The organism is Candidatus Microbacterium colombiense (assembly GCA_029203165.1).
Lineage (GTDB): Bacteria > Actinomycetota > Actinomycetes > Actinomycetales > Microbacteriaceae > Microbacterium > Microbacterium colombiense.
This window is the reverse complement of sequence record CP119308.1, coordinates 2,445,908-2,472,558: the sequence shown is the minus strand read 5'-3', so window position 1 is coordinate 2,472,558 and position 26,651 is coordinate 2,445,908. Positions and strand designations below refer to the sequence as shown.

Here is a 26,651-nt window from a genome sequence, read left to right as displayed (position 1 = left end):
CGATGGTCAGTCGAAGCTCTACGCCCAGGCGTCGTGCCGCGCCGCAGGTGTGGACAGAGTCGGGCGTCGGTGCCCCCGGGTAGTCTGGGAGCATGGCAGCTCCGCGTACCTCATCCCGTGGCGGGGCGAAGGCGACCAAGGTTCCGCAGGTCTCGTGGCGGGAGCCACGCCCTGCTCCGATCGTGCTCGTCTCCGGACCTGAGGAGGTCTGCGCCGAGCGCGCGATCGCCGGCGTACGCGATTACCTGCGCGCCGAAGACCCGGCACTCGAGGTCACCGATGTGCGTGCCGACGACTACGCCCCCGGCACACTGCTGGCGCTGACATCGCCCTCGCTCTTCGGCGAACCCCGGCTGGTGCGCGTCTCCGGCGTCGAGAAGTGTTCGGACGCCTTCATCCAAGAGGCCGTGTCCTACCTCGACCACCCGCAGGAGGGCGCCACGGTGGTACTGCGCCACACGGGCGCGAGTGTTCGCGGCAAGAAGCTGCTCGACGCCCTGCGCTCGGGAACCGGTGGTGGCATCGAGATCGCCTGTCCGGCGATCAAGCGCGACGGTGATCGGGTCGACTTCGCCGCGGGGGAGTTCCGCGCGGCCAAGAAGCGCATCGCGCCCCCTGCGCTCCGTGCGCTCGTCTCCGCGTTCGCCGACGATCTCACCGAGCTCGCCGCCGCGTGCCAGCAGTTGATCGGTGATGTCGAGGGCGATATCGGTGAAGACGTCGTCACGAAGTACTACGGCGGGCGGGTGGAGGTGTCTGCCTTCGTCGTCGCCGACACCGCGATCGCCGGTCGCTACGGCGAGGCGTTGATCGCGCTGAGGCACGCGCTGGCATCGGGCGCCGATCCGGTGCCGATGGTCGCCGCGTTCGCCATGAAGCTGCGCACGATGGCGCGCGTCGCCGGTAACCGCGAACCGAGCAGGCAGCTCGCACAGCGACTGGGTATGAAGGATTGGCAGGTCGATCGTGCGCGACGCGATCTCGCCGGGTGGAACGAGCGCTCACTGGGAATGGCGATCCAGGCGACGGCCCGGGCAGACGGCGAGGTGAAGGGCGCAGCGCGTGACCCGATCTTCGCGCTCGAGCGTATGGTCACCGTCATCGCGACGCGTCAGCCGTTCGGAGAGTAGGACCTCACAGCATACGAAGAAGGCCCGCCCCGATATCGGGACGGGCCTTTCTCAGAGGTGCCACTCAGAGAGAAGCGACCTGCTTGGCGAGAGCCGACTTGCGGTTCGACGCCTGGTTCTTGTGCAGGACACCCTTGCTGACGGCCTTGTCGAGCTTGACGGACGCCTTCTTGAAGGACTTCTCGGCAGCGGCCTTGTCGCCGGTGGTGACGGCGGTGCGGGTCGTGCGGATGAGCGTCTTGAGTTCGCTCTTCACGGCCTTGTTGCGCTCGTTCGCCTTGATGTTGGTCTTGTTGCGCTTGATCTGCGACTTGATGTTTGCCACGTGTGGACACTTTCTGTACAGGAGTGATTCGGAGTGTCGGCACCAGAAGAGGGCTGTTGCACGACGGTCGTGAGGGAAGAACCCACACGCAAGCCAAGAACCAACTCTACCAGCTGTGTACCGGATCACGCGAAACGGCCACGCTCGGAGCGTCCGCTGCAGGCGACACGGCGCCCACATGACGACACTGCGTCGCGCGATCAGTGGCACGGGGTGCAGAATCATGACTGTTCCGACATCGACGTCAAGGAGTCTCATGAGCCCTGCGCCCTCGCACATCGCGGCGACCAAGGTCGGCGCCCGCTGGATGTCGATCTTCACGCTCGCGTGGCTGGCGATCTGGACGGTGCAACTCACGCCTGTCCAGCTGCTGCTTCCCCTACAGCTCGACACTCCCGAGGACGACTGGATCCGCGGGGTGGTGTCGTCAGGACTGGTGCTGGGCATCGGTGGGCTGGCGGGCGTGCTCGCCGGCCCCGTCGCCGGAGCACTGTCCGACCGTATGGGAACGGGGCGTTCGCGTCGGCGACCCTGGGCGCTCGGAGGGGTGTTGCTCACCGCGCTCTGCCTGGTGCTCACCGGCTTCGCGGAGGGCCCATGGGGTGTCGGGGCAGCATGGATCGGGGTCTCGGTCGGCGTCGCGGTGTCATCGGCCGCCTTCACCGCTCTCATCGCCGATCAGCTCCCCACGACGCAGCGGGGGGCCGCCTCCGCCGCTGTCGGGTCCAGCCAGGCCGTGGGCATCGTGCTCGGAGTCGGACTCGTCGTGCTGCTCGGCCTCGGCATCGTCGCGGGCTACCTCCTGTTGGCGGCGATCATCGCGGTGGTGGGCACGGCCGCAGCGCTCCTGCTTCCGGACCCGCCGGCGACGGCCGCACTGCGACCGGACCGGGTGCGAGGGAGGATCCTTGCCTCGCTGCGTGATCGGGACTTCGCATGGATGCTGTCGGGTCGACTCGTGACGAACATCGGCAATGCGCTCGGGACCGCCCTTTTCCTGTTCTTCCTGCTCCACGGACTCGGGCAACCGACCGCGACCGCGCAGGACAACCTCCTGCTCCTCATCGTCGTCTACACCGTGTTCGTCGTCATCGCGTCGGTGCTCACCGGCATCATCTCCGATCGCACCGGCAACCGGAGGGGGCTCACCATCGCGGCCACCGTCGTGCAGGCGGCATCCGGCGTCGCGATCGCTCTCGTGCCGACGTTCGAGATGACGATGATCGCGGCAGCGCTGATGGGCCTCGGCTACGGGGCGTTCTCCACCGTGGGGCTCGCCTTCGCCGCCGACCTGTTGCCCCACGCTGAGGACCACGCACGCGACCTCGGCATCGTGAACGTCACGGCGGCGCTCGGGCAACTCATCGGCCCGGTGCTGGGCGCGGCACTCGTGGCTCTGGTGGGCGGATTCTGGCTGGTGTTCGTGGCAGCCGCCGTGCTGTCGATCGTCGGAGGAGTGCTCACCGCGTTCGCGCGGCAGCCCGCCCGCTCATGATGCGAGGGTCTCATCCAGTGTCGCGATTGCGAGCTGGATGACCGCGTTGAAGACGCGGGGGCGCATGGCGGTCACCAGGTGCGTCGTGCGCGGAACGATGATCAGTTCGGCATGCGGGGCGAGCCGGTGGAACAGACCCTCGTTGACACGCAGCTGATCGAACTGCCCGTTGACGAACCAGAGGGGGATGTCGATGCGCTCGACGGCTGCGGCGATGTCGAGTGCCGCGAGGCTGTGCAACGCGACGTCCTGCGTGTCCAGGGCGTAGCCCCCGGCGGCGAAATCCGCGCGGGTCTCGAGCGGGATCGTCGCGTCGAGGATCCGTTCGGTGATCCAGAGTCCGCGGTCAGGGAGGGAATCCACCGCCCGCGCGACCCACCGGTAGGCGGTGAGGTTCCTCCCATGGGGGAGGGCCGTGCACGACGCCGCGATCAGGCCGGCCACCGGGGGCCGCGCACCTCCTCCGACATACGCGAGGCACAGCAGGCCACCCATCGAGTGTCCGACGAGCAGCACCGGCCCGAGGTCCGCGGCGGCCCGCACCGCCGCATCGATCGTGTGCAGGGCCTCGTGCAGGGTGAAGTCCTCGTCCATGCGAGTGCCGTGTCCGGGGAGGTCGACGACGGTGCAGGCGTAGCCGTTCTGTTCCAGGTACTCCTGCTGCGCCCGCCACATGGTGGCCGACGTACGGATGCCGTGCACGAGGACGACCTGAACGCTCACGCGTCCAGCCTAAGTCGTGCGCTCAGGAACAGAGTCGTGCGCTCAGGAACAGAGTCGTGCGTTCAGGAGAAGAGACGTGCGGTGATCAGCCCGACCACGGCCGCGGCGCCCAGCGCCGCCAGCGGCTCCCAATCGAATCTCCGTGACGCACGCACCAGAGAGGAGCCGGGCCTGCCCAGCACGTCGCGGGTACGTTCTATCGCCTCGACGACACCGACGAATCGCCGTGCACGGGCTTCTTTCTCGTCGGTCTGACCGCGCGGTCCCTGCGGGTGTGTGGTGGGCGAGCCCCAGGCGCGGATCAGGTTCCCGTCGATCAGGGTGACGATCAACTGGTATCGCACGGCGAGGCCATCGATGTCGTGCCACGGGACGGTGTGTGTGCGGAAGACGTTCACCACGGTCAGCGCGTCGCGCGAGACGACGAGTCGGGGCCGGATCAGCAGCGCCCAGCAGATGATGAGCGCAACGCACATCCAGGGCGCGGTGAGCAGGATCACCGTCCATTCACCGCGCACCGCCGCATCGACCAGCATGAAGAGGAACAGCGATGCGAGGACTCCGGAGATCCACCAGCCGGAGTTGCCTCGGATCACGACCCGCTCTTCGCCGCGCTCCCGAGCGTGAGACCGCGAACTCACGCGGGCTGAAGGATTTCCTGCTCCGCCCAGTGGCAGGAGACATCGCGCCCGTCCACCGTTCGCAGCTCAGGAGCATCCGTCTCGCAGAGGCTCTTCTGCTCCTCCGGGAGGATCGCGTACAACGGGCATCGGGTGCGGAACGAGCATCCGTCGATCGTCTCCGTGGGCGACGGGAGATCGCCCTTGAGGAGAATCCGCTCCCTCGTCCGTTCGAACTCGGGATCCGGCACCGGCACGGCTGAGAGAAGTGCCCGTGTATAGGGATGGCGCGGGTTGTCGAAGATCGCGTCGCCCGCACCGTACTCGATGATCTTCCCGAGATACATCACCGCGACGTCGTCGGCGATGTGGCGCACGACGGCGAGGTCGTGCGCCACGAACAGATACGACAGTCCGAGCTGCTCCTTGAGGTCCTCGAGGAGGTTGATGACGCCGGCCTGCACCGAGACATCGAGCGCGGAGACGGGTTCGTCCAGGACGAGGATCCGAGGTTCCACGACGAGGGCGCGCGCGATGCCGATGCGCTGCCGCTGACCTCCGGAGAACTCGTGCGGATACCGTTGCGCATAGCTGGGCTCGAGGCCGACGAGTTCGAGCATGCGCCGCACGCGACGCGTGATCTCCTTCGCCGGAATGCCGTGGACCGTGAGCGGCTCTCCGATGAGCTCTTCCACCGTCATACGGGGGTCAAGCGAGGCCGCCGGGTCCTGGAACACGATCTGGATGTCCGTGCGCATCGCACGGCGATCGGACGCCGAGAGCGCCGCCGTGTCGAGGCCGTTGACCGTGATGCGCCCGGACTGGGGCTTGGCGAGTTCCATCACTTCCATCACCGTGGTGGATTTGCCGCATCCGGATTCACCCACGAGGCCGAGGGTCTTGCCGCCGACCAGTTCGAAGCTCACGCCATCCACGGCACGGACGGTGCCGACGCGGCGACGGAAGACGGTTCCCTTGGTGAGCGGGAAGTGCCGCTTCACGTTCTCGACGGTGAGCACCGTCTCGCCCGCTGCCTCCGCACGCACGACGACTGCGGTCGGGGCCGGGGGAGCGAAGACCTCGTCGCGCGGGATCCTTCCGTCGACGATCTCCACCGAACGGATGCAGGCCGCGGCCTGGGTGGGGGCCACGGGCAGGAGCTCGGGTTCGATGTCGTGACAGGAGGAGATGACCACGGGGCACCGATCGGCGAACGGGCATCCGGTCGGTATCTCGGTCAGCAGCGGAGGGCGACCTTCGAGTGGCACGAGTCGGGTCGCGCTCGTATCGACCATGTTCGGCATCGAACGGAGCAGGCCGATCGTGTAGGGCATCGTCGGTCGGGCGAACAGGAGGTCGACGGGGGCCGTCTCGACGATGCGACCCGCGTACATGACGGCGACCCGGTCGGCATTGCCGGCGACGACTCCGAGATCATGGGTGATGAGCACCACCGCGGCGCCGGTGATCTCCTTCGCCGTCTGGAGCACATCGAGGATCTGAGCCTGGATGGTGACGTCGAGCGCCGTCGTCGGCTCGTCGGCGATGATCAGCTTCGGATCGTTCGCGATCGCGATCGCGATCATCGCGCGCTGACGCATGCCGCCGGAGAACTCATGCGGGAAGGCCTTCACCCGTCGACGGGGCTCGGGGATCCCGACGATGTCGAGCAGTTCGACTGCCCGTGCCTCCATGGCCCGCGCGCTGAGCGTGGGCTGATGGATCTTGAGTCCCTCGATGATCTGCTGCCCGATCGTGTAGACCGGCGTGAGCGCGGACAGCGGGTCCTGGAAGACCATGGCGATGTCGGATCCGCGCATCTTCGACAGCTGCTTGTCGGTGGACCCGAGCAGTTCCTTGCCGTCATACGTGATCGATCCGGACACGCGAGCCGTGCTCGGGAGCAGACCCATGACCGCCATCGACGACACGGACTTGCCCGAGCCGGATTCGCCGACGATCGCGAGGAATTCGCCGCGGTTGACCTCGTAGTCGACCCCGCGGACCGCGTGCACGGTGCGTGCTTTGGTCTCGAAGGTGACGTTGAGGTCGCGGACGCGAAGCAGAGGTTCAGGCACGATTGTTCTCCGAGGTCGGGTCGACGGCGTCACGCAGTGCATCTCCGAGGAGGCTCGATGCGAGGACGGTGGCGACGAGGAGGATCGCCGGTGGGACGAAGAGCCAGGGGCGAGTCGTGGCGGCAGCGCTGCCGGCAGCCAGGAGAGTGCCCAAGGACACGTCCGGGGGTTGGATGCCGAAGCCGAAGTAGCTCAGAGTCGTCTCGGCGAGGATCGCGGCGCCGACGCCCAGAGTCGCGTCGATGATCAGCAGCGATGCGACGTTGGGGAGGATGTGGCGGCGGATGATCGTGAAGCCGCCGACGCCCATGAAGCGTGCGGCCTTGACGTAGTCGCGTTCACGCAACGACATGGTCTGGCCCCGGATGACCCTGGCGAGAACCATCCACCCGAAGAGAGGGAGGAAGACCACGAGTGCCACCCACGCCAGGCCCTTGAAGAGCGGGCTGAGCAGAACCAGGATGTAGAAGCTCGGCAGCACCAGCAGAAGGTCGATGATCCAGACGATCACCCGGTCCCAGACGCCGCCCACGTAGCCGGCGATCGCTCCGACCAGTCCCGCGATGATCGCGGTGACGGGCCCGACGATCAGACCGATCAGCAGGGACTTCTGCAGTCCGGCGATCGACTGCGCGAAGATGTCCTGCCCGATCGTGTCGGTGCCGAACCAGTGATCGAGGCTGGGGGGCTTGTTGAAGGACAGGTAGTCCTGGTCGGTTGCGGACCACGGGTACAGAAGCGGTCCGACGTAGGCGAGGAGGAAGATCAACACCAGCGCGATGGCGCCGATCCATGCGCGCTTGGTGGAGAAGGTGCGCTTGAGGATCAGTCGCCACCGGGGGATGGACTCGGAATCTTCGGTCTCGGGCTCCAGCACAGGGGCGTCGAGTTGGGTGGGATCGAGAGTCATGTCACATCCTCACTCGAGGGTCGAGGGCCGCATAGAGGACATCGGCCAATGTGCCGGCGATGAGTACGAGGATCGCCGCGAACAGGATGGACCCGGTTGCCGCGTTGATGTCGTTGTTCGAGACGGAGTCGATGAGGTACTCACCCATTCCGTGCCAGCTGAAGATCTTCTCGGTGACCGATGCGCCGGTGAGGATCGTGCCGAAGGAGTAGGCGAAGAACGTCGACATCGGGATCAGAGCCACCCGCACGCCGTGACGGAAGATCGCGGAACCGCGCGTGCGTCCCTTCGAGCGAGCAGTGCGGATGAAGTCCGAGGAGAGCACGTCGAGCATGGCGCTGCGCTGATAGCGAGAGTAGGACGCGGCTGCCGTGACCGTCAGAGCGATCGTCGGCAGCAGCAGATGGGCTATTCGATCGCCTATGACCGGCCAGAATCCGGTGACGCCCACGCTGTACTCACCGGTGAAGTTGATGAGCTGCTGGCCCGCGGCGTTGTTGAGCCAGGTGGCGCCGATCATGAGCAGCACGGCGATCACGAAGATCGGAGTGGCCAGCACGGTGAACGAGGCGTAGGTGATGATCTGATCGCTCGCCCGGTACTGGCGGATGGCGCCCCAGACTCCGAGCAGGATGCCGAAGACCGCTCCGAGGATCGACCCGATGATGAGGAGCCGAAGGCTGGTGCCGGCACGCTCGAAGATGTCGGACGTGACTTGGGTTCCCCGCGTGGAGATGCCGAGCGAACCGGTCGTGACCAGCTGCACCAGCCAGTCCATCATGCGCTGGAGAAGCGAGACATCGGGGTTCGCCCCGAGCTTGTCGAGCGCGGCATCGATCGTGGTCTGCGGGATGGGCGGATTCTTGCCCAGGAATCGTGCCGCCGGCTGGAGCGTCGTGGATACGAGCGCATACCCGGCCAGCGTGGCGATGACGGTGAGGATGAGATAGTTCACCAATCGCTTGGCGATGAATCCGATCATGGAGCTCCTTCGGCGCGGGATCGCCGCGCGCCCGTCGAGTGTTGCGGCCTGGTTACCTTAGTCACGAGTCGGCCATCTGTCCAAAACACCAGTGGATCCTCTTCGATCCATCGGTGCGCCGCCTCCCGGCGATCTCATGCTCGCACGTCAGGAGCACTTCGACGGGAAGCGCGGCGTTTCTGCGACAAGAAGGTAACGATCCGGACAACACGCAGTGGGCCTGATCGCTTCCGGGGTGATCATCGATGGTATTGCTCCATCGCCGCCGATCGTTCTCGGTCGCCGGTGTGGATTGGTCCCGTGCACTCTGCACGAAATGACAGAAGGGGGAGATCGATGAAGTCGAGCTCCAAGAAGTGGGCGGCTCTCGCCGGAATCGCCAGCATCGCGCTGGTGATGACGGCATGTGCGCCCGGCGCAACGGGTGGGGATGACGGCGACGGAGCGTCGCCGGATGCTCTTCCCGCAACCGGCTGGGTCGCTGCCGACCGCGATGCCATCACGGATGGCGGCACGTTGACGCTGCCCCTCGACAACACGCCGGCCAACTGGAACCTGTACAACCTGGATTCCGGCACGGTCGACGACAACACGATCTCGAGCCTCTTCCTTCCCGGCTTCGTCGTCGTGACCGAAGACGGCGGCTGGGAAGCCGACCCGAACTTCGCCACCTCGGTCGAGCTGAAGAGCGAAGACCCGCAGGTCGTCGAAGTCAAGGTCAACCCCGACGCCGTGTGGTCCGATGGCACCGCGATCGGCGTGCAGGACTTCCAGGGCATGTTCAACGCCCTCAACGGCAAGACCGAGGCCTACGCTCCGACGTCGACCAACGTCTGGTCCGACATCGAGTCGGTCGAGGCCGGCGAGAACGACCAGGACGTGCTGATCACGTTCGCGAACAAGAACGCCGACTGGCCGTCCATCCTGAGCGGAATCTACCCGCGCTGGCTGACGGCGACGCCGGAGAGCTTCAACACGGCGTGGGCGACCGGCCCGTTCGCCCCTGACGGCTCCACGTTCGTCTCGGGCAGCGCCTTCGTGGTCAGCAAGTTCGACGCGACGGGTCAGACCATCACGTTCGAGCCGAACCCGAAGTGGTGGGGCGACGCCCCGAAGCTCGAGACCATCAACTTCAAGGCGACCGACCGCTCCACCGTGGGTCAGGCGTTCGCCAACAAGGAGTTCGACGCCGTTCCGATCAACTCCAGCGTCGACACGCTCGAGTCGGCGAAGGCACGCAAGGACTCGGCGATCCTCAGCTCGAAGGGTGTGACTTACAGCCACATCACGCTGAACGGAACGTCCGGCGTGTTCGAAGATGTCGAGGTCCGCCAGGCGTTCGCGAAGTCGCTCGACCGCCAGATCATGGCACAGGCCGTCATCGAGCCGTTGGGCGTCGATCCCGAGGTGCTCAACAACCTGATCTTCCTCAACGGGCAGAACGGGTATGAGGACGACAGTGCAGACATCGCCTTCGACGTCGAAGCGGCCAAGAAGCAGCTCGAGGACGCCGGCTGGGTCGCAGGCGACGACGGTATCCGGGAGAAGGACGGCGTCACGCTGAGCGTTCGACTGGTCATCCCGTCCGAGACGCCCAACTCCGCGATCCTGTCGAAGCAGATCCAGCCGATGGCGGCGAAGGCCGGCTTCGACGTGAAGATCGACACGGTTCCTTCTGCGGACTTCTTCACGAAGTACATCACCACGCAGACGCGTGACTTCGAAGCGACGATCTTCGCCTGGCAGGGCACGCCCTACCCGATCTCCTCGACGGAGTCGATCTTCAACCCCGCTGACTCCGGACAGAACTTCCCCGGTGTAGCGGACGAGCGGCTCGACGACCTGTGGTCCAAGGCGAACGCCGAACTCGATCCTGAGGCTCGCCTCGTGATCGCGAAGGACATCGACAAGATCATCATGAGCGAAGCGGTCACGATTCCGCTGGCGGCGCGTCCGAACCAGTACGCGATCTCCGACGGCCTCGTGAACTACGGTCCGTCGCAGTTCGAGTCGACGACCGGAACGGCACACTGGGAGAACGTGGGCTGGGCCAAGTAGGCTCCGCGTTCTCCACGCTTCACAGTCCGGGCGGTCCCACTGGGGCCGCCCGGACTGCGTGTTCGCGCCGTAGTGGAATCTTCAATCCTCGCCCCTCACCGTAGAATCGTCAGGACATGTCACCACGCGCTCTCTCTCCTCTTCAGCCTGCCGCGACGCCTGCGACGCAGATCCGCAATTTCTGCATCATCGCCCACATCGATCACGGCAAGTCGACGCTCGCCGACCGCATGCTCCAGATCACCGGCGTGGTCTCGGATCGCGACATGCGCGCCCAGTACCTGGACCGCATGGACATCGAGCGCGAGCGCGGTATCACGATCAAGAGCCAGGCGGTGCGGATGCCGTGGGCGCGTTCTCAGTCGGAGGGCGCCGCGGACGAGGTCTTCGCGCTGAACATGATCGACACGCCGGGCCACGTGGACTTCACGTACGAGGTCTCGCGATCCCTCGCCGCCTGTGAGGGGGCGATCCTCCTCGTCGATGCGGCCCAGGGAATCGAAGCGCAGACGCTGGCGAACCTGTACCTCGCACTGGAGAACGATCTCCACATCATCCCGGTTCTCAACAAGATCGACCTTCCTGCGGCCGACCCGGAGAAATACGCCAAGGAACTCGCGTCTCTCATCGGCGGCAAGCCCGAAGACGTGCTGCGCGTCTCGGGCAAGACCGGCGTCGGTGTCGAGGAACTGCTGGATCGGATCGTGCAGGAGATCCCCGCTCCGAGCGGTGATGCGAACGCCCCGGCGCGCGCCATGATCTTCGACTCCGTCTACGACTCCTACCGTGGCGTGGTCACCTACGTGCGAATGGTCGACGGCGGACTCTCGCCGCGCGAGCGCATCCAGATGATGTCGACCGGCGCGAATCACGAACTCCTCGAGATCGGCGTCTCGAGCCCGGAGCCGATCCCGTCGAAGGGACTGGGCGTCGGCGAGGTGGGCTATCTCATCACGGGTGTGAAGGATGTGCGTCTGTCGAAGGTCGGCGACACCGTCACGACCGCGCGCAAGCCGGCGACGGACGCCCTCGCGGGTTACACCGACCCGAAGCCGATGGTGTTCTCGGGGCTGTACCCGATCGACGGCAGTGACTACGCCGAGCTGCGCGAGGCGCTCGACAAGCTCAAGCTCTCCGACGCCTCGTTGGTCTACGAACCCGAGACCTCGGTCGCTCTCGGCTTCGGGTTCCGCTGTGGCTTCCTCGGCCTGCTTCATCTCGAGATCATCACCGAGCGACTCGCCCGTGAATTCGGTCTCGACCTCATCACCACCGCCCCCAGCGTCATCTACGAGGTGCTCACCTCCGACACCGGCGAGACCGTGACGGTCACGAACCCCAGCGAGTACCCCGACGGGCGCATCGGGTCGGTGTCCGAGCCGATGGTCAAGGCCGCGATCCTGCTGCCGAAGGACTACGTCGGAACGGTGATGGAGCTGTGCCAGACCCGGCGCGGAACGCTGCTGGGCATGGAGTACTTCTCGGAGGAGCGCGTCGAGCTGCGCTACAACATCCCGCTCGGCGAGATCGTCTTCGACTTCTTCGATCAGTTGAAGTCGAAGACGCAGGGATACGCCTCGCTCGACTACGAGCCGTCCGGCCAGCAGGAGGCCGACCTCGTGAAGGTCGACATCCTTCTGCAGGGCGAGAAGGTCGACGCGTTCAGCTCGATCGTGCATCGCGACAAGGCGTACAGCTACGGGACGATGATGGCTGAGCGTCTGCGCAAGCTGATCCCGCGCCAGCAGTTCGAGGTTCCCATCCAGGCGGCGATCGGTGCCCGCATCATCGCACGTGAGACGATCCGCGCGATCCGCAAGGACGTCCTCGCCAAGTGCTACGGCGGTGACATCACCCGCAAGCGCAAGCTCCTCGAGAAGCAGAAGGAGGGCAAGAAGCGCATGAAGATGGTCGGACGCGTCGAAGTCCCCCAGGAGGCGTTCATCGCCGCACTCTCGGGTGACGTCGACAGCAAGGACAAGAAGTAGCGATCCGCCACTGCGCACACCGCGCGGTGTGACACGCCGTGATGTGGCGCCCGGCGGCGCGTGGGGGTGTTCGCTCAGGTAACCCTAGGTAGGCTGGAACTCATGCGGCGCGGGACTTTCCGAGACGGCACGGTTGACTATGCGGCCGTGGGTGCGACCCACGCGCCCGATCTGATGCAGTACCCCCCGGAGCGCAGCATCCCGGCGGAGGATTCCTGGCGGATCGGCAGCGGACTCGAGCGCTTCCAGACCGCCGGCGAGTCGCTGCTCTCCTGGACGGCCCAGCGCGCGGCCGGGCTGTCGGTCGAGGACGTACGTCCCGCACCGGGCCCCGCGTACGCCGGCGTGAGCTTCGACGCAGAGGGCAACCCGATCGCTCCCAGCAAGAACGACGTCGAACCCCGGTACGACGCCGAAGGGACGCCGTTCGTCGGACCCGGCATGACGCTGCACCTGCACGGGCGGGTGGCCGGGATGCGCGCCGACGCCGAACTCCGGGTGATCTCGGTGACTGAGGAGACCCGACGGATCGGCTTCGTGCTGGGAACCGTCGGAGGCTCGGTCGTCAGCGGCGAGGAGTCCTTCGATCTCGACTGGCGCGAGGACAACGACGAGGTCTGGTTCACAGTGCGGGCCTTCGACGCGCCCAACGCCCTGATCTATCGCACGGCGCCCGCCCTCGTGAAGCGGCGCCGACGGGAACTCTTCGCGCGCTACCTGCGGGCCATCTCGCCGTTGTACGCGACACCGCTCTGATGGCGGGGCCTCTTCCCCTGGGAGATCCGGCACCGATCGACGGTCGTCTGCCCGCTGACCTGCCGATCGATCCGAGCATTCCGTTCTCGGCATATCTGCACATCCCGTTCTGCCGTGTGCGCTGCGGATACTGCGACTTCAACACGTACACCTCCAGCGAACTGCGCGGTGCGAAGCAGGAGGACTACGCGACGACGTTGACCACCGAGATCGCGATGGCGCAGCGGGTGCTGAGTGACGCCGGCGCTCTGCGCCCCATGGACACCGTCTTCTTCGGCGGCGGCACGCCCACTCTCCTTCCCGCGGGAGACCTCGCGCGGATGCTGGATTCCGCGGTCTCCGCCTTCGGACTCGCCGAGGGGGCCGAGGTCACCGTGGAGGCCAACCCGGACACGGTCACTCCCCAGGTCGCGCGCACGCTCGCCGACGCCGGCGTCACGCGTCTGTCGATCGGCATGCAGTCAGCGGTGCCGCATGTGCTGGCGGCGCTCGACCGGACGCATCAGCCGGAGAACGTGCGCACCGCGGTGGCTGCAGCCAAGGACGCAGGTCTCGCCGTGAGCGTCGACCTGATCTACGGAGCGCCGGGGGAGTCGCTCGCGGACTGGGAGGCGTCGCTCGACGCCGCACTCGCCCTCGACTCCGATCACATCTCCGCGTATGCGCTGATCATCGAGGACGGCACCAAGCTCGCGCGTCAGATCAGGCGTGGAGAAGTGCCGACTCCCGATGACGACGTGCAGGCCGATATGTACGAGCTCGCCGACGCGCGTCTGCGCGACGCCGGCTTCGAGTGGTACGAGGTCAGCAACTGGGCGCGCACACCCGAGCAGCGTTCGCGTCACAACCTCGCGTACTGGCGCGGCAGCGACTGGTGGGGGTTCGGCCCGGGCGCGCACAGTCACGTCGCAGGCCTGCGCTGGTGGAACGTGAAGCACCCCGCCGCCTACGCGCAGCGACTCTCGGCATCCGAATCTCCCGCGGCCGGCACGGAGCGCCCCGATCCCGAGGCTCAGATGCTCGAGCGCGTGCTGCTGCTCAGCCGTCTCGCCGAGGGCATAGCGATCGCCGAACTCCCCGCAGGTAACCGCACGCGGGTCGCCGGGCTCATCGCTGGCGGGATGGTCGATCCTGCCGCCGCGCTGCGGGGACGCATCACGCTCACGCTGCGCGGACGGCTGCTCGCCGACGCTGTCGTGCGTGAACTGACCGACTGACGCTCAGTTCGGCAGCAGGTCGAGTCCTGGGGTGCGCCGCTGCGCGACCGTCGTGGTCTCGGTGTCGAACAGGCGCGTCGACCGCCCCTCCCCGTAGGCGGGCCAACCGGGGTCGCCGGTCGTGATGAATGACACCCATGACGCGTTCATCTCCGTTGCCAGGGCGCGCGGCGCGTCGCGCCCTGCCAGGCGGATCGCCTCCGGGTCGTCGAGCCGGTCGAACACGAAGCCCAATTCCAAGGCATGCGCCGCGCGGAGGTCGCGCACCGGGCTCGCCCAGGCGAACTCGTACACGTGGGTGGAGGCCGGCCGCGCACGCGCGACCCGTGTGAGTCCGCGGCGCAGGATCATGTCGGTGGCCAGCTGTCCGAACACCTCGCCGGTCGAGGCGCCGGACCAGGCCGCGCGATAGGCCGAGACCGCGCGGCGGGGGATGCGCAGGGCGAGCGCGGCGACGAACAGCTTGAGCTCGCTGATCCCGTCCAGGGCCTCGGGAGTGAACCACAGGCGGTACTCGTCGGTGTTGGTGCCGATCAGCAGCGGTGTGTCGATGGTGCCGAGAATCTCGTGCGGCGAACGAGGCATGCTCTCCGGGTCGATCGCGATCTGGAAACCGGGAGCACCGCCCAGCGGCGATGAACCGGCGGACTGGAGCCGGCGCGCCTCGAGCAGTCGTTCGGGCGGAAGCTCGGCGAACGAGGCGCGGTCTGGCTTCACGCCCAGTCGCTTCGCCATCTGCGCGGTCACCCGTGCTGCCTTCGCGGCGGTCTGCGCCTCCATCGGACCGGACTCGATGATGGCCCGCGAGATCAGTGCCCGAGAATCGTCTCGTGCGAGCAGCGCGGACACGAGTGCGCCGCCGGCCGACTCTCCCATCGCGGTGATCCGAGTGGGATCACCCCCGAACGCGGCGATCTCGCGATGCACCCAGGCCAGAGCGGCCGCCGCGTCGAGCAACCCGAGGTTGCGCGGGGCGCCATCCAGCACCGAGAATCCCTCGGCGCCGAGCCGGTAGTTGATCGAGACGAAGACGATGCCCGAGCGTGCGAACACCGATCCGTCGTACAGCGACAGTGCCGCCGTGCCGCGCTCGAGCGCGCCGCCGTGGATCCACAGCAGCACCGGCGCGCCCTGCGCATCCACCGGTGCCCACACGTTCGCGGTGAGGATGTCGTCTCCCTCGATCCGCACGGAGCCCAACAGTTCCCCGATCGCACCGGGGTAGGGGAGCTGCGGAGCCGTCGGACCGAACGAGGTTCCCTCGCGCACGCCCTCCCACGGTGTCGGCGGCTGCGGAATGCGGAAGCGGTTCTCACCGAACGGCGGCGCCGCATAGGGGATGCCGAGGAAGCGATGGGTGGCGTCCTCAGCGACTCCTCGGACGATGCCGGTGCTGAGCGTGATCTGGGGATAGGAGGTCATGGTCGTCATCGTAGGTCCCTGACGGTAGAATTGGCACTCCGAGTATCCGAGTGCCAGCGGAAGGGAAGGCGATGGTCACCGAGCGAGGACTCCAGGTTCTCCGAGCGATCGTGCAGGACTACGTCGAAACCCACGAGCCCGTCGGCAGCCGTTCGATCGTCGACCGGCATTCCTTCGGCGTCTCCGCCGCCACGATCCGCAACGACATGGCGCTGCTCGAAGACGAGGAGCTCATCGCAGCCCCGCACACGTCGTCCGGGCGGGTTCCGACGGACAAGGGCTACCGCGTCTTCGTCAACCATCTCGCGCAGTTGCGGCCGCTCTCGGGTGCCCAGCGCTCCGCGATCGAATCGTTCCTCGCCGACCCCGCCGACCTCGATGATCTGATGGTGCGGACGGTACGGGTGCTCACCCAGCTCACCGGGCAGGTCGCGCTCGCGCAGTACCCGTCGTTCGCCCGCGCGCACGTGACGCATCTCGAACTGGTCGCGCTCGCCCCGAACCGCCTTCTGATCGTGCTGGTCACCGATGCCGGCGGCGTGTCTCAGCGCATGGCGCCGCTTCCCGTCGATGTCGACGAGGCCGACATGGCCGTGCTGCGCGCGCGGTTGTCGTCCTTGATCACCGGTCAGGCGATCAGTGAGGCGTCTGACCGCCTCCAGGGCCTCATCGCGCAGGACGAGAAGCCGGGCGATGCGGCCCTACGCACTCTGGCCGGCATCGTCATCGACGAGCTGGGAGAGTTCAGACAGGAGCGTCTGGTGATGGCGGGGGCGGCGACCCTCGCGCGTCGCGGACAGGACTTCCGGGGGAGCATCCATCCTCTCCTGGAGGCGATCGAGGAGCAGGTGACCCTGTTGCGCCTCATGAGTGAGATGGTGACGGACGAGCACGGGCTCGCCGCCAGCATCGGCACCGAGAACGCCCCGTTCGGGCTCGGTGAGGCATCGATCGTCGCCAGCAACTACGCCGCGCCCAGCGGCACTGCTCGCGTCGGCGTGATGGGGCCGACCCGCATGGACTACCCGAGCAATCTCGCGGCGGCACGGGCGGTCGCCCGTTACCTCACGCGGATGCTCGACGACGACGAGGCGAGCCGCTGACGCGGCTCCCGACAGAACACACGCAGAAAGGCGATTGTGGCGGACCACTATGAAGTTCTCGGGGTTTCCCGGGACGCGTCCATCGACGAGATCAAGAAGGCGTATCGACGCCTGGCACGACAGCTGCACCCGGACGTGAACCCGGGGGAGGACGCCGCGGAGAAGTTCAAGCTCGTCACCCACGCATACGACGTGCTGAGCGACGACGAATCGCGTCGACGGTACGACATGGGCGGCGGTGACGGCGCTGCGGGCAACTTCGGCGGCTTCGGCGGTTTCGGCGACATCTTCGAGACGTTCTTCGGCGCGGCGCAGGGCGGAGGGCGAGGCGGACGCCCGCGCTCCCGACGCGAACGCGGACAGGACTGCGCTCGTGCGCGTCACCCTCGACCTCGGCGACGTCGTCTTCGGTGCCCACCGTGACATCGAGGTCGACACGGCGGTGCTCTGCGAGACGTGTCAGGGCTCGTGCTGCCAGGAGGGCACCTCGCCCGTCACCTGCGACATCTGCGGTGGGTCCGGCCACGTGCAGCGCCAGGTGCGCAGCCTGCTCGGCAACGTCGTCACGTCCCAGCCGTGCGGCACCTGCGAGGGCTACGGCACCACGATCCCCTACCCGTGCGGCACATGCGGTGGTCAGGGGCGCGTGCGTTCGCGCCGCACGGTCTCCCTCGACATTCCCGCCGGCGTCGAGACGGGGCTGCGTCTGCAGCTGCCCGGATCCGGCGAGGTCGGCAAGGCGGGTGGCCCGAACGGCGACCTGTACGTCGAGGTCACCGTCAACCCGCACGCCGCGTTCAGCCGGGAGGGGGACGACCTCCTCGCGACCCTCGAGGTCTCGATGACCGATGCGATCCTCGGCACGGAGACCGAGATCCAGGGGCTCGACGGTTCGGTCGACCTGGAGATCCGCGCGGGCGTGCAGTCCGGCGACGTGCTGACCATCAAAGGGCGCGGCATCACGCCGCTCCGGGGCACGCAGCGCGGCGACCTCCGCGTGGGCGTGCAGGTCGTGACGCCGACGAAGCTCGATTCCGCACAGCGGGCGCTGATCGAGGACTTCGCGAAGAAGGCCAAGGCGCCGGGACCGCAGTTGGCGCAGTTCCAGCAGGGGCTCTTCTCGAAGCTCCGCGACCGTTTCCGCGCGCACTGAGTCCATGGCGCTGCACTTTCTTCTCGAGACGGCCACCGGGGCCGCGGCCGGCGATGTCGTCACGCTCACCGGTGCCGAGGCCAAGCACGCCGCGGTCGTGCGCCGGCTGCGCGTGGGCGAGGCGATCACGATCGGAGACGGCGCCGGCGTGTGGCTGACCGGAGTGGCTGAGTCGGTCGCACCGGCGCAGGTCGATGTGCGTATCGCCGAGCGCCTTGAGAGCCCGTCGCCCAGCCCGCGGATCGTGCTCGTGCAGGCCCTTGCGAAGGGTGATCGCGACGAGCTCGCCGTGCAGGCGGCATGCGAGCTCGGGGTCGACGAGATCGTGCCGTGGCAGGCGAGCAGGAGCGTCTCCCGGTGGGAGGGTGCGAAGGCGGTCAAAGGACGGGAACGGTGGGCATCGATCGTCCGCGAGGCGGCGAAGCAGGCTCATCGTGCGTGGGTTCCCGAGGTGAGTGAGCCGGTGAGCACCGCTCAGCTCGCCGTGCGGGCGACATCGCAGCGGATGCTGCTGCTCGACCCCACGGCCACCGCGCGGCTGTCGGAGATCGAGTCCGACGGACGCGATCTCGTGCTGGTCGTCGGTCCGGAAGGCGGGATCTCCGCCGAAGAGCTCTCCCGGCTCACCGAGGCGGGAGCGGAACGTGTGCTGCTCGGCGACACCGTGCTGCGCACATCGACCGCGGGGCCGGCGGCGATCGCCGTGCTCTCGGTGGCCCTCGCCCGTTGGTGATCCCGGCGCGTCCCGCACAGCGGTCAGTAGACTTGACCCCATGACGGAACCCTCGATCTTCACGCGCATCCTGACCGGGGAGATCCCTGCGGAGATCCTCGCTGAGACCGACCGGCTGTTCGCGCTGCGCGACATCGCGCCGCAGGCGCCGGTGCATCTGCTGGTCATCCCGAAGACCTCGGAGTACCGCGACGTCACCGAACTCGCGGCAGCGGATCCGGGTCTGCTGGCCGAGCTCATCGCCTTCGCGAACGAGCTCGCGGCCCAGCATACCGACGACGGCGGCTTCCGCCTCGTCTTCAACACGGGCCCCGGGGCGGGGCAGACCGTGTTCCACGTGCACGCCCACATCCTGGGTGGCGGACTGAATGAGAAGAGCGTCGGTGCCTGACGAACACATTCCCGAGGAGCGCAGCCTCGAGGGCCGCACTCCCGAGTCGGTCGAGAAGATCTACGTCGACGGCATCGCGATGGTGCAGCTGCTCGGCCCGCAGGACCGCCTCCTCCGCATGCTCGAGAAGGAGCACCGTGCTGTGCAGGTGCTGGTGCGCGGCAATGAGATCACGCTCAGCGGTGACGCCGACGACGTGGCGAAGGCCAAGGAACTCGTCGACGAACTGCTCGAGATGACCAGGGCGGGGCACGACCTCGCACCGAGCGACGTCGAGAGCTCTGCCCGGATGCTGCGCCAGGACGGTGGGCCCCGCCCGAGCGAAGTGCTCGGCGAGGCCATCCTCTCGACGCGGGGCAAGGTCATCCGCCCGAAGACGCAGGGGCAGAAGGACTACGTCGACGCCATCGAGGAGAACACGATCGTGTTCGGAATCGGCCCCGCTGGGACCGGCAAGACATATCTGGCCATGGCGAAGGCCGTGCAGGCGCTGCAACGCAAGGAGGTCGTGCGCATCATCCTGACGCGTCCGGCCGTCGAGGCCGGCGAACGCCTGGGCTTCCTCCCGGGCACCCTGACCGACAAGATCGACCCCTATCTCCGACCGCTCTACGACGCGCTCAACGAGATGATGGACCCCGAGATCGTGCCCCGTCTCATGGCGTCGGGGACCATCGAGGTCGCGCCACTCGCCTACATGAGAGGGCGCACGCTGAACGACTCGTTCGTCGTGCTCGACGAGGCGCAGAACACCACCCCTGAGCAGATGAAGATGTTCCTCACGCGTCTCGGGTTCGGCACCAAGATGGTCGTCACCGGAGACATCACCCAGGTGGATCTTCCGCAGGGCTCCTCGGGGCTGCGCATGGTGACGCGGGTGCTCGACGACATCGACGACATCCATTTCTCCCGACTCACCAGCGACGACGTCGTGCGTCACTCGCTCGTGGGGCGCATCGTCGATGCGTACAGCGAGTTCGACGAACGTCGCACCGCCCAGCGATTCGAGCGCGAGCAGGCGGCGGAGTTCGCCAACCGCGCGGAACGTCGCGGGGGACAGAGACCAGGACCGCGCGATCGCGCCCCGAAGCGAGGAATCTCATGATCGAGATCAACAATGAGTCGGCCATCGCGGTCGACGAGACCGTGCTGCAGCGACTCACCGACTTCAACCTCGCGCAGCTGCATGTCAGCCCCGACGCCGAGGTGGCCATCGTGCTGGTCGACGAAGGAGCGATGGAAGCGCTGCACGTCCAGTGGATGGATGAGCCGGGTCCCACCGATGTGCTCAGCTTCCCGATGGACGAGCTGCGCCCGGGCACGGAGGATCGCCCCACCGCCCCCGGCCTGCTCGGAGACATCGTGCTCTGCCCGCAGGTCGCCGAGACGCAGGCGCAGGCGGCCGGCCACACGGTCATGGACGAGCTGATCCTGCTCACCACGCACGGACTGCTGCATCTTCTCGGATTCGATCACGCCGAACCGGATGAGGAGCGTGAGATGTTCGGATTGCAGAAGGAGCTCATCCAGGGCTTCGCCGCATCCGAACGCCGCCGATGACAGCCGCCTTCCTGCTTGCCGGCGCCGTTCTGCTGGTCGCCTTCGGCGGTCTGATGGCCGCGATCGACGCCGCGTTCGGTGTGACGTCGCGGTCCGATCTGGAGGAGATGGGAACGGAAGGCCGCAACTCCCGCCATCTGGCCCGTATCGCCGCCGATCCTGACGCGCACGTCAACGCCGTCGCGTTCATCCGCGTGCTCGCCGAGACCGCGGCCGCGGTGTTCGTCACGGTGGCGTTCATGTTCCTCTTCGACAACATCTGGTGGGCCATGCTTGCCGCGGCCGTGTTGATGACCGGCATCAGTTTCGTCGCGGTCGGCGCGAGCCCTCGCACGTTCGGACGCGATCATGCGGACGGCATGCTGCGCGCCAACGCGGCGATCGTGCGCGGACTGCGGATCTTCCTCGGCCCGATCGCGCAGGCACTGGTCGCCTTCGGCAACCGGGTGACCCCCGGCGCGGGTCGCAGCTCGTTCAGCTCCGAGGAGCAGCTGCTCAGCATGGTCGATGAGGCGGCGTCGAACGACCTCATCGAAGCGGACGATCGTGATCTCATCCACTCGGTGTTCGACTTCACCGACCAGTTCGTCCGGGCCGTGATGGTGCCGCGCACGGAGATGGTGACCGTGGATGCGACGGCCACGACGAGTGAGGCGATGGCGCTCTTCCTCAACCGTGGTGTCTCGCGGATGCCGGTGGTCGATGACGAGGCGGACGACGTCGTGGGCGTCCTCTACCTCAAGGACCTCGTGCAGTTCGCGTTCCGCGATGAGACCGCATGGCGCACCGCCTCCATCCGGCCCATCTCCCGCCCGGCCACCTTCGTGCCCGAGTCGATGCGTGCCGAGACGCTGCTACAGCAGATGAAGCGCGACGCCGTGCACGTCTGTCTGGTGATCGATGAGCACGGAGGGATCTCCGGTCTCGTGACCCTGGAGGATCTGATCGAAGAGCTCGTCGGCGAGATCTCCGACGAGTACGATCAGGTGTCCGCCGAGTTCTTCGACCTCGGCGATGGTCGCTATCGCGTGAGCGCCCGGCTCTCGCTGGAAGATGTCGGCGATCTCTTCGGACTCGAACTCGATGATGAAGACGTCGACTCGATCGGGGGACTGCTCGGCAAAGCGCTCGGGCAGGTGCCGCAGCCCGGCGCGACCGCGACGGTCGACGGGCTCGTGCTGACCGGTGGAGCGTCACGGGGCCGAGGACGAGGAATTGCGACGGTATTCGTCGAACGAGCAACCGTCGACCCGGATGCGGCGGACAGAGAAGGAGAGCGACGCGATGACTGAGCAGACGCGAAGCGGATTCGTGACCTTCGTCGGGCGACCGAACGTGGGCAAGTCGACACTGACGAACGCGCTGGTGGGGGAGAAGATCGCGATCACGAGTGAGAAGCCGCAGACCACGCGGCGGGCCATCCGTGGCATCGTTAACCGCCCGGACGGCCAGTTGGTGATCGTCGACACCCCCGGTATCCACAAGCCCCGCACGCTCCTCGGCGAGCGTTTGAACGACCTCGTGGACCAGGTGCTCGGAGATGTCGACGTGATCGGTTTCTGCGTGCCGGCCACCGAGAAGGTCGGTCCCGGTGATCGTCGCATCGCGGCGTCGCTCGACGGCTACCCGCGCGCGAAGAAGATCGCGATCGTCACCAAGACGGATGCCGCCGGCCGGGACGACATCACGGAGCGTCTGCTGGAGGTGGATGCGCTGCGCGAGGACTGGGCGGCAGTCGTCCCGCTCTCCGCACTCACCCATGACCAGCTCGAGGTGCTGTCCGACGAGATCCTGACGCTGTTGCCGAAGGGCCCTGCACTGTATCCCGAGGGCATCACGACGGATGAGTCCGAGGAGGACCGGATCGCGGAGATCATCCGTGAGGCGGCGCTGGAGGGCGTCCGCGACGAGCTTCCGCACTCGATCGCGGTCGTGATCGACGAGATCGCTCCGCGCAAGGACAGCGACCTCACCGACGTGCACGCATCGCTCGTGGTGGAGCGCGACAGTCAGAAGGCCATCATCATCGGTCACAAGGGCAAGCGCCTCCGTGATGTGGGCGCGCGGGCGCGTACCGGTATCGAAGGGCTCCTCGGTACGCGGGTGTTCCTGGGCCTGCATGTGAAGGTCGCCAAGGAGTGGCAGCGCGACCCCAAGCAGCTGGGCAGACTCGGGTTCTGACATGAGACCCCGGGGCGGATCGACGGCGGCGGGAAGGCCGCCCACGGCACTGAGATGACCGGTCGCAGCGAAGACCCGAACTCGCTGCGGGATGCGGTCTTCACGAAGTTCTTCGACGACAATTGGGCGGCTCTGCGCCATCACATCGAAGGTGTCGTCGAGGACGACGATGAGGTCACCGAGATCGTCTCGGCGGTGTTCCTCGACGCGTGGACGCGAATGGATGCCGCACGACCCATGGGGCGTGTGTGGCTGCTTCGCGCCGCCGACCGTGAACTCCGCGTGCGCGCCGGGCGGTCATCCAGCCGGGCATCGGTGCTCGATGCGGTTCATCACGGCATGTCGGGCGCCGCCGATGCGCAGCATGACGGCGATGCCGAACGGGAAGTGTTGCCTGATCGTGACGCCGTGATGCGCGCTTTGGCTGTCCTCACCGCCCGGCAGCGGCGTATCATCATGCTGGCATACTGGGACGGGCTCACCGAGGGGGAGATCTCGGAACTGATTCGGTACCCACGTCGAGGCGTGCGAGCGATGCTGAGACGCGCGCGAGCGCGGATGGGCGAAGTGCTGGGCCTGGAGGGGGCGGGGGACCATGAGGGGTGACGAAGTCGTGCTCGAACGAGCCCTCGTGGAGGCGGATCCAGCGCGCACGCCCCGTGATGCCGCGCCTGATGCGCGGGCACTCGCGATCCGCGATCGCATCCTGCTCCGCCACCGCCACCGCAATCCGGTCCGCGGCCATTCGCGGGCGGTGAGCTGGACATCAGGCCTCGTCGTTGCCACTGCCGCCGTCGTCTTCGCCGTCGCGATGGTGCTTCCGCAGGGGGCTGCGGTGGCCAGCACGCCGACACCATTGGCGTTCCACGGTACGGGCACGGTCTCCGAGATCGTGCAGGATGCGGACACCGCCCTGGCCGCCGCAGCAGGCCCTTCGGTGCCCGAGCGGAGTGTCGTCACCGCGACCTGGTCGTACTCAGCGGACGACGACGGGGCGCACGCGCTGATCGTGCCACAGCTGAGCACGACGACGTGGAACGAAGACCTCTCCGGGCATGTGCGGATCGTGAACGGGGTCCCGTACGACCCCGCCGACGCGGTCGCGAACAATCGCGGCGAGATCGTGAGCAGCGGCGATGTCGTCGACGAGTTCGACATGGAACCGGGGGAGTTCAACACCCCCGTTCCGCTGGTGCCCGGCGAATCCGCGACGGACGTCCGCGCGATGCTCCAGGCATTCGGGATGCCCGACGAGCCGACGGCGTTCGACGTCGTCAAGGCGATCACGTTCGTGTTCGGGCACTGGACGCTGACGAATGCTCAGCACGCGGAGCTTCTCGCGCTCATCGAGACGGCCGGCGGCGCGGACGCCCTCGGCGAGACGCGCGACCGACTCGGTCGTCCGGTCGCTGGGCTGCGCGTGCTGTCGGCGGACGGATATGTGAGCGATGTCGTGCTCATCTCGATGGAGACCGGGCGCATCGTCGGCGTGGAACGCACGGCGCTGAAGGACGACGGGATCTCTCCGGTCGGCGCGATCACCGGCTACCGGGTCTGGGACATCGACGAGGAGCAGACGCGATGAGACGACCGCGCATTCTCGCGTCCGCCGTGATCGGTGCAGTCCTGCTGCTGAGCTCGGTGCCGACCGCGGCGTCGGCGACGCAGTTCGCAGACGACGTCGACCCGGTGATCGCCGACATGCTGGAGGATTTCCCCGGAGGACTGCTTCTGAGTCCGAATCATGCGGTGTGGCCGGCATCGGGCATGGAGATGACGGCTCCAGGCGAGACGGCATCGCGATCCGTCGGTACGTGCGCGACCGGGCGGATCTGCGCCTACGACGGCGCCAATCGCAACGGTCGGATGCTCAGCTGGCCCACGTGCGGCACCATCACGCCCACATCCACCTTCACCATCGCGTCAGCGGCGAACGCACGTGCCTCCGGCTATGCGCAGGTGCGCAACGGCTCGACAGTCGTCACGACGGTCTTCGCCGGCAACTGGGCGAACGTCAACGCCTCCTCCACGAACATCCGGTGCTTCCTCTGATCCCAGGGGTGGAGCGCGTCGCGCCCCGGTGAAGTTCGCTTATGTCTGAAGATCTGTCTCCCCTCGATCAACTGTTGCGCCAAGCGAGCCCCGTGAGGACGCTGCGCGACGCGGCGCCGACCCCCGAGGCGCTCCGTGCCCGCGACCGGATCGTGCGGACGAGTGCCCGCCGACATCGGCGTGCGCTCGCCCTGGGATGGGCCTCCGGTCTGGCGGTCGCCACGGCGGGAGTCGTCATCGCCGCGTTCGTCGTGATCGTCCCTCCGACGACGGCGCGAGCAGGAGCGCCCGCCGCGCTCCTGGCGGACATCACGAGTCCCGCGTGGATCGTGAATCAGGCCGCGAAGAACCTCGCTGTCGCACCGGGACCCGTCGAGCCGCGACGTGATGTCCAGACGGCATCCTGGAACTTCTCCATCAACGGTGGCACCGGCGAGCTCAAGGTCTTCACGCAGTTGTCGACGTTGTCGTGGGAGGCGGACGGATCCGGGCACGCGACCAACATCAACAGTCCGGAAGGCGATCCCGACGACGCCGCGTGGTACTCCCACCTGGAGATACCGGACGAACACACCGACGGCGTGCTCGTCGACGACCTTCCGTTGGCGCCCGGCGACTTCCTCACGCCTGTCACCGATCCTCCGGCCGGTTCGCGTGCGGCGATACAGGGGGCGCTCGAGTCGCTCGGGATGCCGAGCACGCCGTCGGCGTTCGAGGTGGTGACCGCTGTCACGACGCTCTTCGGGCAGTGGACGCTGACGAACGAGCAGCACGCGCGTGTGCTGGAGATCATCCGCGACGCCGGCGACGCGACAGCCGTACCGCGCACTCTGGATCGTCTCGGGCGTCCCATCGACGGCCTCCGTGTGGTCTCGTCGGACGGTGCCGTGAGTGATGTCGTGTTCGTCTCGGCCGACACCGGACGCATCATCGGGATGGAGCGCACCGTCGTCAAGGCCGATCCATTGCTGCCCACCGGGACGATCCTGGGGTACCAGCTGTGGGACGTGGAAGGGCTCGTCGGATGAGCGCGCGGTCCGAGGCTCGCGATGCCGACCGCGAAGCAGCCTTCAAGAAGATCTACGACACGTTCTGGGCACCGATCCGCCGCCATGTGGAGTGCGTGGTCGACGATGAGCACGAGGTCTCGGAGATCGTCTCAGATGTCTTCCTGCTGGCGTGGAAGAAGCTCGACCCATCCCGGCCTCTCGGCTTGATCTGGCTGCTGCGCGCCGCCGACAACAAGCTCAAGGATCGTGAACGCAGTCGTCGTGCCCGCGAACGGGCGTGGGAAGCCGTGCACACCGTGTACGCGGCGCCGAGCGAGGAGAGTTTGCTGGACAGCCTCGCGGTTCGTCACGCGATCGATACGGTCCTCACCCCGAGGGAGCGCCAGATCGTGATGCTCTCCTACTGGGATCAGCTCGCAGCGGGCGAGGTCGCGCAGGTGCTCCGGTGTTCGCAGGCCAGCGTCTGGACGACCTTGAGTCGTGCGCGCAAGAAGCTGGAGACCGAGCTGGGCCTCGACCAGGTCGATGATGAACCCGACGCACTCGGCACGACATCCGCGGCCGAGAGCGACCCCCGATCGGCGGGATGACCGCCGCTCGACGCCCGTGGAAGCGGTGCATTGCGCGAGACGCGATTTCCTGACAATCGAATTAATCCATGCGGTGGACTTTGCGTTCCGAGGGGGCAGCGGCTTACGGTTTCAGTAACCACTCGGTCGTGGAGGGAAACGATTGCCCTCGTCCTCGACGATCGGGTGGGCCGC

General features: G+C 67.1%; 25 protein-coding genes and 1 pseudogene. 19 read left to right on the top strand and 7 right to left on the bottom strand.

Translation table 11 applies throughout. The features are described 5' to 3' along the window. Window positions 1-92 precede the first annotated feature (92 nt). Window positions 93-1,130: a DNA polymerase III subunit delta gene (locus P0Y60_11985; protein ID WEK60055.1), complete on the top strand. Its 1,038-nt coding sequence runs from the start codon at window positions 93-95 to the stop codon at window positions 1,128-1,130. Between the two features lie 64 nt (window positions 1,131-1,194). Here P0Y60_11985 and rpsT read toward each other — a convergent pair whose 3' ends face one another. Then, window positions 1,195-1,455: a 30S ribosomal protein S20 gene (gene rpsT, locus P0Y60_11980; GenBank protein ID WEK60054.1), complete on the bottom strand. Its 261-nt coding sequence runs from the start codon at window positions 1,453-1,455 to the stop codon at window positions 1,195-1,197. 256 nt (window positions 1,456-1,711) lie between these two features. On the opposite strand from rpsT, the gene P0Y60_11975 reads away from it, so the two are divergent. After that, window positions 1,712-2,950, top strand: a complete 1,239-nt coding sequence (locus P0Y60_11975; GenBank protein WEK60053.1) for an MFS transporter — start codon at window positions 1,712-1,714, stop codon at window positions 2,948-2,950. Here P0Y60_11975 and P0Y60_11970 read toward each other — a convergent pair. The 5 genes from P0Y60_11970 to P0Y60_11950 all read right to left on the bottom strand — a co-directional run bounded on the left by P0Y60_11970 (window position 2,945) and on the right by P0Y60_11950 (window position 8,263). Continuing rightward, window positions 2,945-3,673, bottom strand: coding sequence for an alpha/beta hydrolase (locus tag P0Y60_11970; protein WEK60052.1), 729 nt, complete (start codon window positions 3,671-3,673; stop codon window positions 2,945-2,947). The two genes, P0Y60_11975 and P0Y60_11970, sit on opposite strands and share 6 nt — an antisense overlap. A 62-nt stretch (window positions 3,674-3,735) precedes the next feature. Continuing rightward, on the bottom strand, window positions 3,736-4,269 hold the full coding sequence (locus tag P0Y60_11965) for a PH domain-containing protein (GenBank protein WEK60051.1): 534 nt from the start codon (window positions 4,267-4,269) through the stop codon (window positions 3,736-3,738). A 41-nt stretch (window positions 4,270-4,310) separates the two neighbouring features. Beyond that, entirely contained in the window at window positions 4,311-6,413 is a 2,103-nt protein-coding gene (locus P0Y60_11960) for an ABC transporter ATP-binding protein (protein ID WEK60050.1), read from the bottom strand. Next, window positions 6,364-7,281: an ABC transporter permease gene (locus P0Y60_11955; protein ID WEK60049.1), complete on the bottom strand. Its 918-nt coding sequence runs from the start codon at window positions 7,279-7,281 to the stop codon at window positions 6,364-6,366. The genes P0Y60_11960 and P0Y60_11955 overlap by 50 nt, the downstream gene beginning before the upstream one ends. A gap of 1 nt (window position 7,282) precedes the next feature. Beyond that, window positions 7,283-8,263, bottom strand: a complete 981-nt coding sequence (locus tag P0Y60_11950) for an ABC transporter permease (protein WEK60048.1) — start codon at window positions 8,261-8,263, stop codon at window positions 7,283-7,285. Window positions 8,264-8,599: 336 nt separating this feature from the next. Between P0Y60_11950 and P0Y60_11945 the strand changes: the two genes are divergently transcribed. From P0Y60_11945 to hemW, 4 genes are all read left to right on the top strand, one after another. Next, entirely contained in the window at window positions 8,600-10,321 is a 1,722-nt protein-coding gene (locus P0Y60_11945) for an ABC transporter family substrate-binding protein (protein WEK60047.1), read from the top strand. Window positions 10,322-10,437: 116 nt separating this feature from the next. Next, complete coding sequence (lepA, locus tag P0Y60_11940) at window positions 10,438-12,309, top strand: translation elongation factor 4 (GenBank protein WEK60046.1); 1,872 nt, start codon at window positions 10,438-10,440, stop codon at window positions 12,307-12,309. Window positions 12,310-12,411: 102 nt separating this feature from the next. Further along, complete coding sequence (locus tag P0Y60_11935; protein WEK60045.1) at window positions 12,412-13,065, top strand: DUF1990 family protein; 654 nt, start codon at window positions 12,412-12,414, stop codon at window positions 13,063-13,065. Then, window positions 13,065-14,282: a radical SAM family heme chaperone HemW gene (gene hemW / locus P0Y60_11930; GenBank protein ID WEK60044.1), complete on the top strand. Its 1,218-nt coding sequence runs from the start codon at window positions 13,065-13,067 to the stop codon at window positions 14,280-14,282. The genes P0Y60_11935 and hemW overlap by 1 nt, the downstream gene beginning before the upstream one ends. Window positions 14,283-14,285: 3 nt before the next feature. On the opposite strand, the gene P0Y60_11925 is transcribed toward hemW, so the two are convergent. Next, entirely contained in the window at window positions 14,286-15,704 is a 1,419-nt protein-coding gene (locus tag P0Y60_11925) for a carboxylesterase family protein (GenBank protein WEK60043.1), read from the bottom strand. A 71-nt stretch (window positions 15,705-15,775) separates the two neighbouring features. Here P0Y60_11925 and hrcA point away from each other — a divergent pair, with 71 nt between their 5' ends. The 13 genes and pseudogenes from hrcA (at window position 15,776) to P0Y60_11860 (ending at window position 26,477) form a co-directional block, all read left to right on the top strand. Next, window positions 15,776-16,807 (top strand): heat-inducible transcriptional repressor HrcA, encoded by a 1,032-nt coding sequence (gene hrcA / locus P0Y60_11920; GenBank protein ID WEK60042.1) that lies wholly within the window; start codon window positions 15,776-15,778, stop codon window positions 16,805-16,807. 36 nt (window positions 16,808-16,843) lie between these two features. Beyond that, a pseudogene (gene dnaJ / locus P0Y60_11915) lies at window positions 16,844-17,960 on the top strand (molecular chaperone DnaJ). Between the two features lie 4 nt (window positions 17,961-17,964). Then, entirely contained in the window at window positions 17,965-18,693 is a 729-nt protein-coding gene (locus tag P0Y60_11910) for a 16S rRNA (uracil(1498)-N(3))-methyltransferase (protein ID WEK60041.1), read from the top strand. Window positions 18,694-18,733: 40 nt separating this feature from the next. After that, complete coding sequence (locus tag P0Y60_11905) at window positions 18,734-19,084, top strand: histidine triad nucleotide-binding protein (GenBank protein ID WEK60040.1); 351 nt, start codon at window positions 18,734-18,736, stop codon at window positions 19,082-19,084. A 79-nt stretch (window positions 19,085-19,163) separates the two neighbouring features. Further along, entirely contained in the window at window positions 19,164-20,189 is a 1,026-nt protein-coding gene (locus P0Y60_11900; GenBank protein ID WEK62912.1) for a PhoH family protein, read from the top strand. Then, entirely contained in the window at window positions 20,186-20,644 is a 459-nt protein-coding gene (ybeY, locus tag P0Y60_11895) for an rRNA maturation RNase YbeY (GenBank protein WEK60039.1), read from the top strand. Before P0Y60_11900 ends, ybeY begins: the two co-directional genes overlap by 4 nt. Then, complete coding sequence (locus tag P0Y60_11890) at window positions 20,641-21,936, top strand: hemolysin family protein (GenBank protein WEK60038.1); 1,296 nt, start codon at window positions 20,641-20,643, stop codon at window positions 21,934-21,936. The genes ybeY and P0Y60_11890 overlap by 4 nt, the downstream gene beginning before the upstream one ends. Next, window positions 21,929-22,825 (top strand): GTPase Era, encoded by an 897-nt coding sequence (gene era / locus P0Y60_11885; protein WEK60037.1) that lies wholly within the window; start codon window positions 21,929-21,931, stop codon window positions 22,823-22,825. Before P0Y60_11890 ends, era begins: the two co-directional genes overlap by 8 nt. A 54-nt stretch (window positions 22,826-22,879) precedes the next feature. Next, window positions 22,880-23,431 (top strand): sigma-70 family RNA polymerase sigma factor, encoded by a 552-nt coding sequence (locus P0Y60_11880; GenBank protein WEK60036.1) that lies wholly within the window; start codon window positions 22,880-22,882, stop codon window positions 23,429-23,431. Beyond that, the gene (locus tag P0Y60_11875; GenBank protein ID WEK60035.1) at window positions 23,421-24,410 is read left to right on the top strand and encodes a hypothetical protein; all 990 of its coding nucleotides are present in this window, start codon (window positions 23,421-23,423) and stop codon (window positions 24,408-24,410) included. The genes P0Y60_11880 and P0Y60_11875 overlap by 11 nt, the downstream gene beginning before the upstream one ends. After that, window positions 24,407-24,877: a hypothetical protein gene (locus tag P0Y60_11870; GenBank protein WEK60034.1), complete on the top strand. Its 471-nt coding sequence runs from the start codon at window positions 24,407-24,409 to the stop codon at window positions 24,875-24,877. Before P0Y60_11875 ends, P0Y60_11870 begins: the two co-directional genes overlap by 4 nt. Before the next feature lie 92 nt (window positions 24,878-24,969). Further along, window positions 24,970-25,905 carry a hypothetical protein gene (locus P0Y60_11865; GenBank protein WEK60033.1) on the top strand — a complete coding sequence of 312 codons (936 nt, stop codon included), beginning with the start codon at window positions 24,970-24,972 and terminating at the stop codon, window positions 25,903-25,905. Further along, entirely contained in the window at window positions 25,902-26,477 is a 576-nt protein-coding gene (locus tag P0Y60_11860) for a sigma-70 family RNA polymerase sigma factor (GenBank protein WEK60032.1), read from the top strand. The genes P0Y60_11865 and P0Y60_11860 overlap by 4 nt, the downstream gene beginning before the upstream one ends. Window positions 26,478-26,651 lie beyond the last annotated feature (174 nt).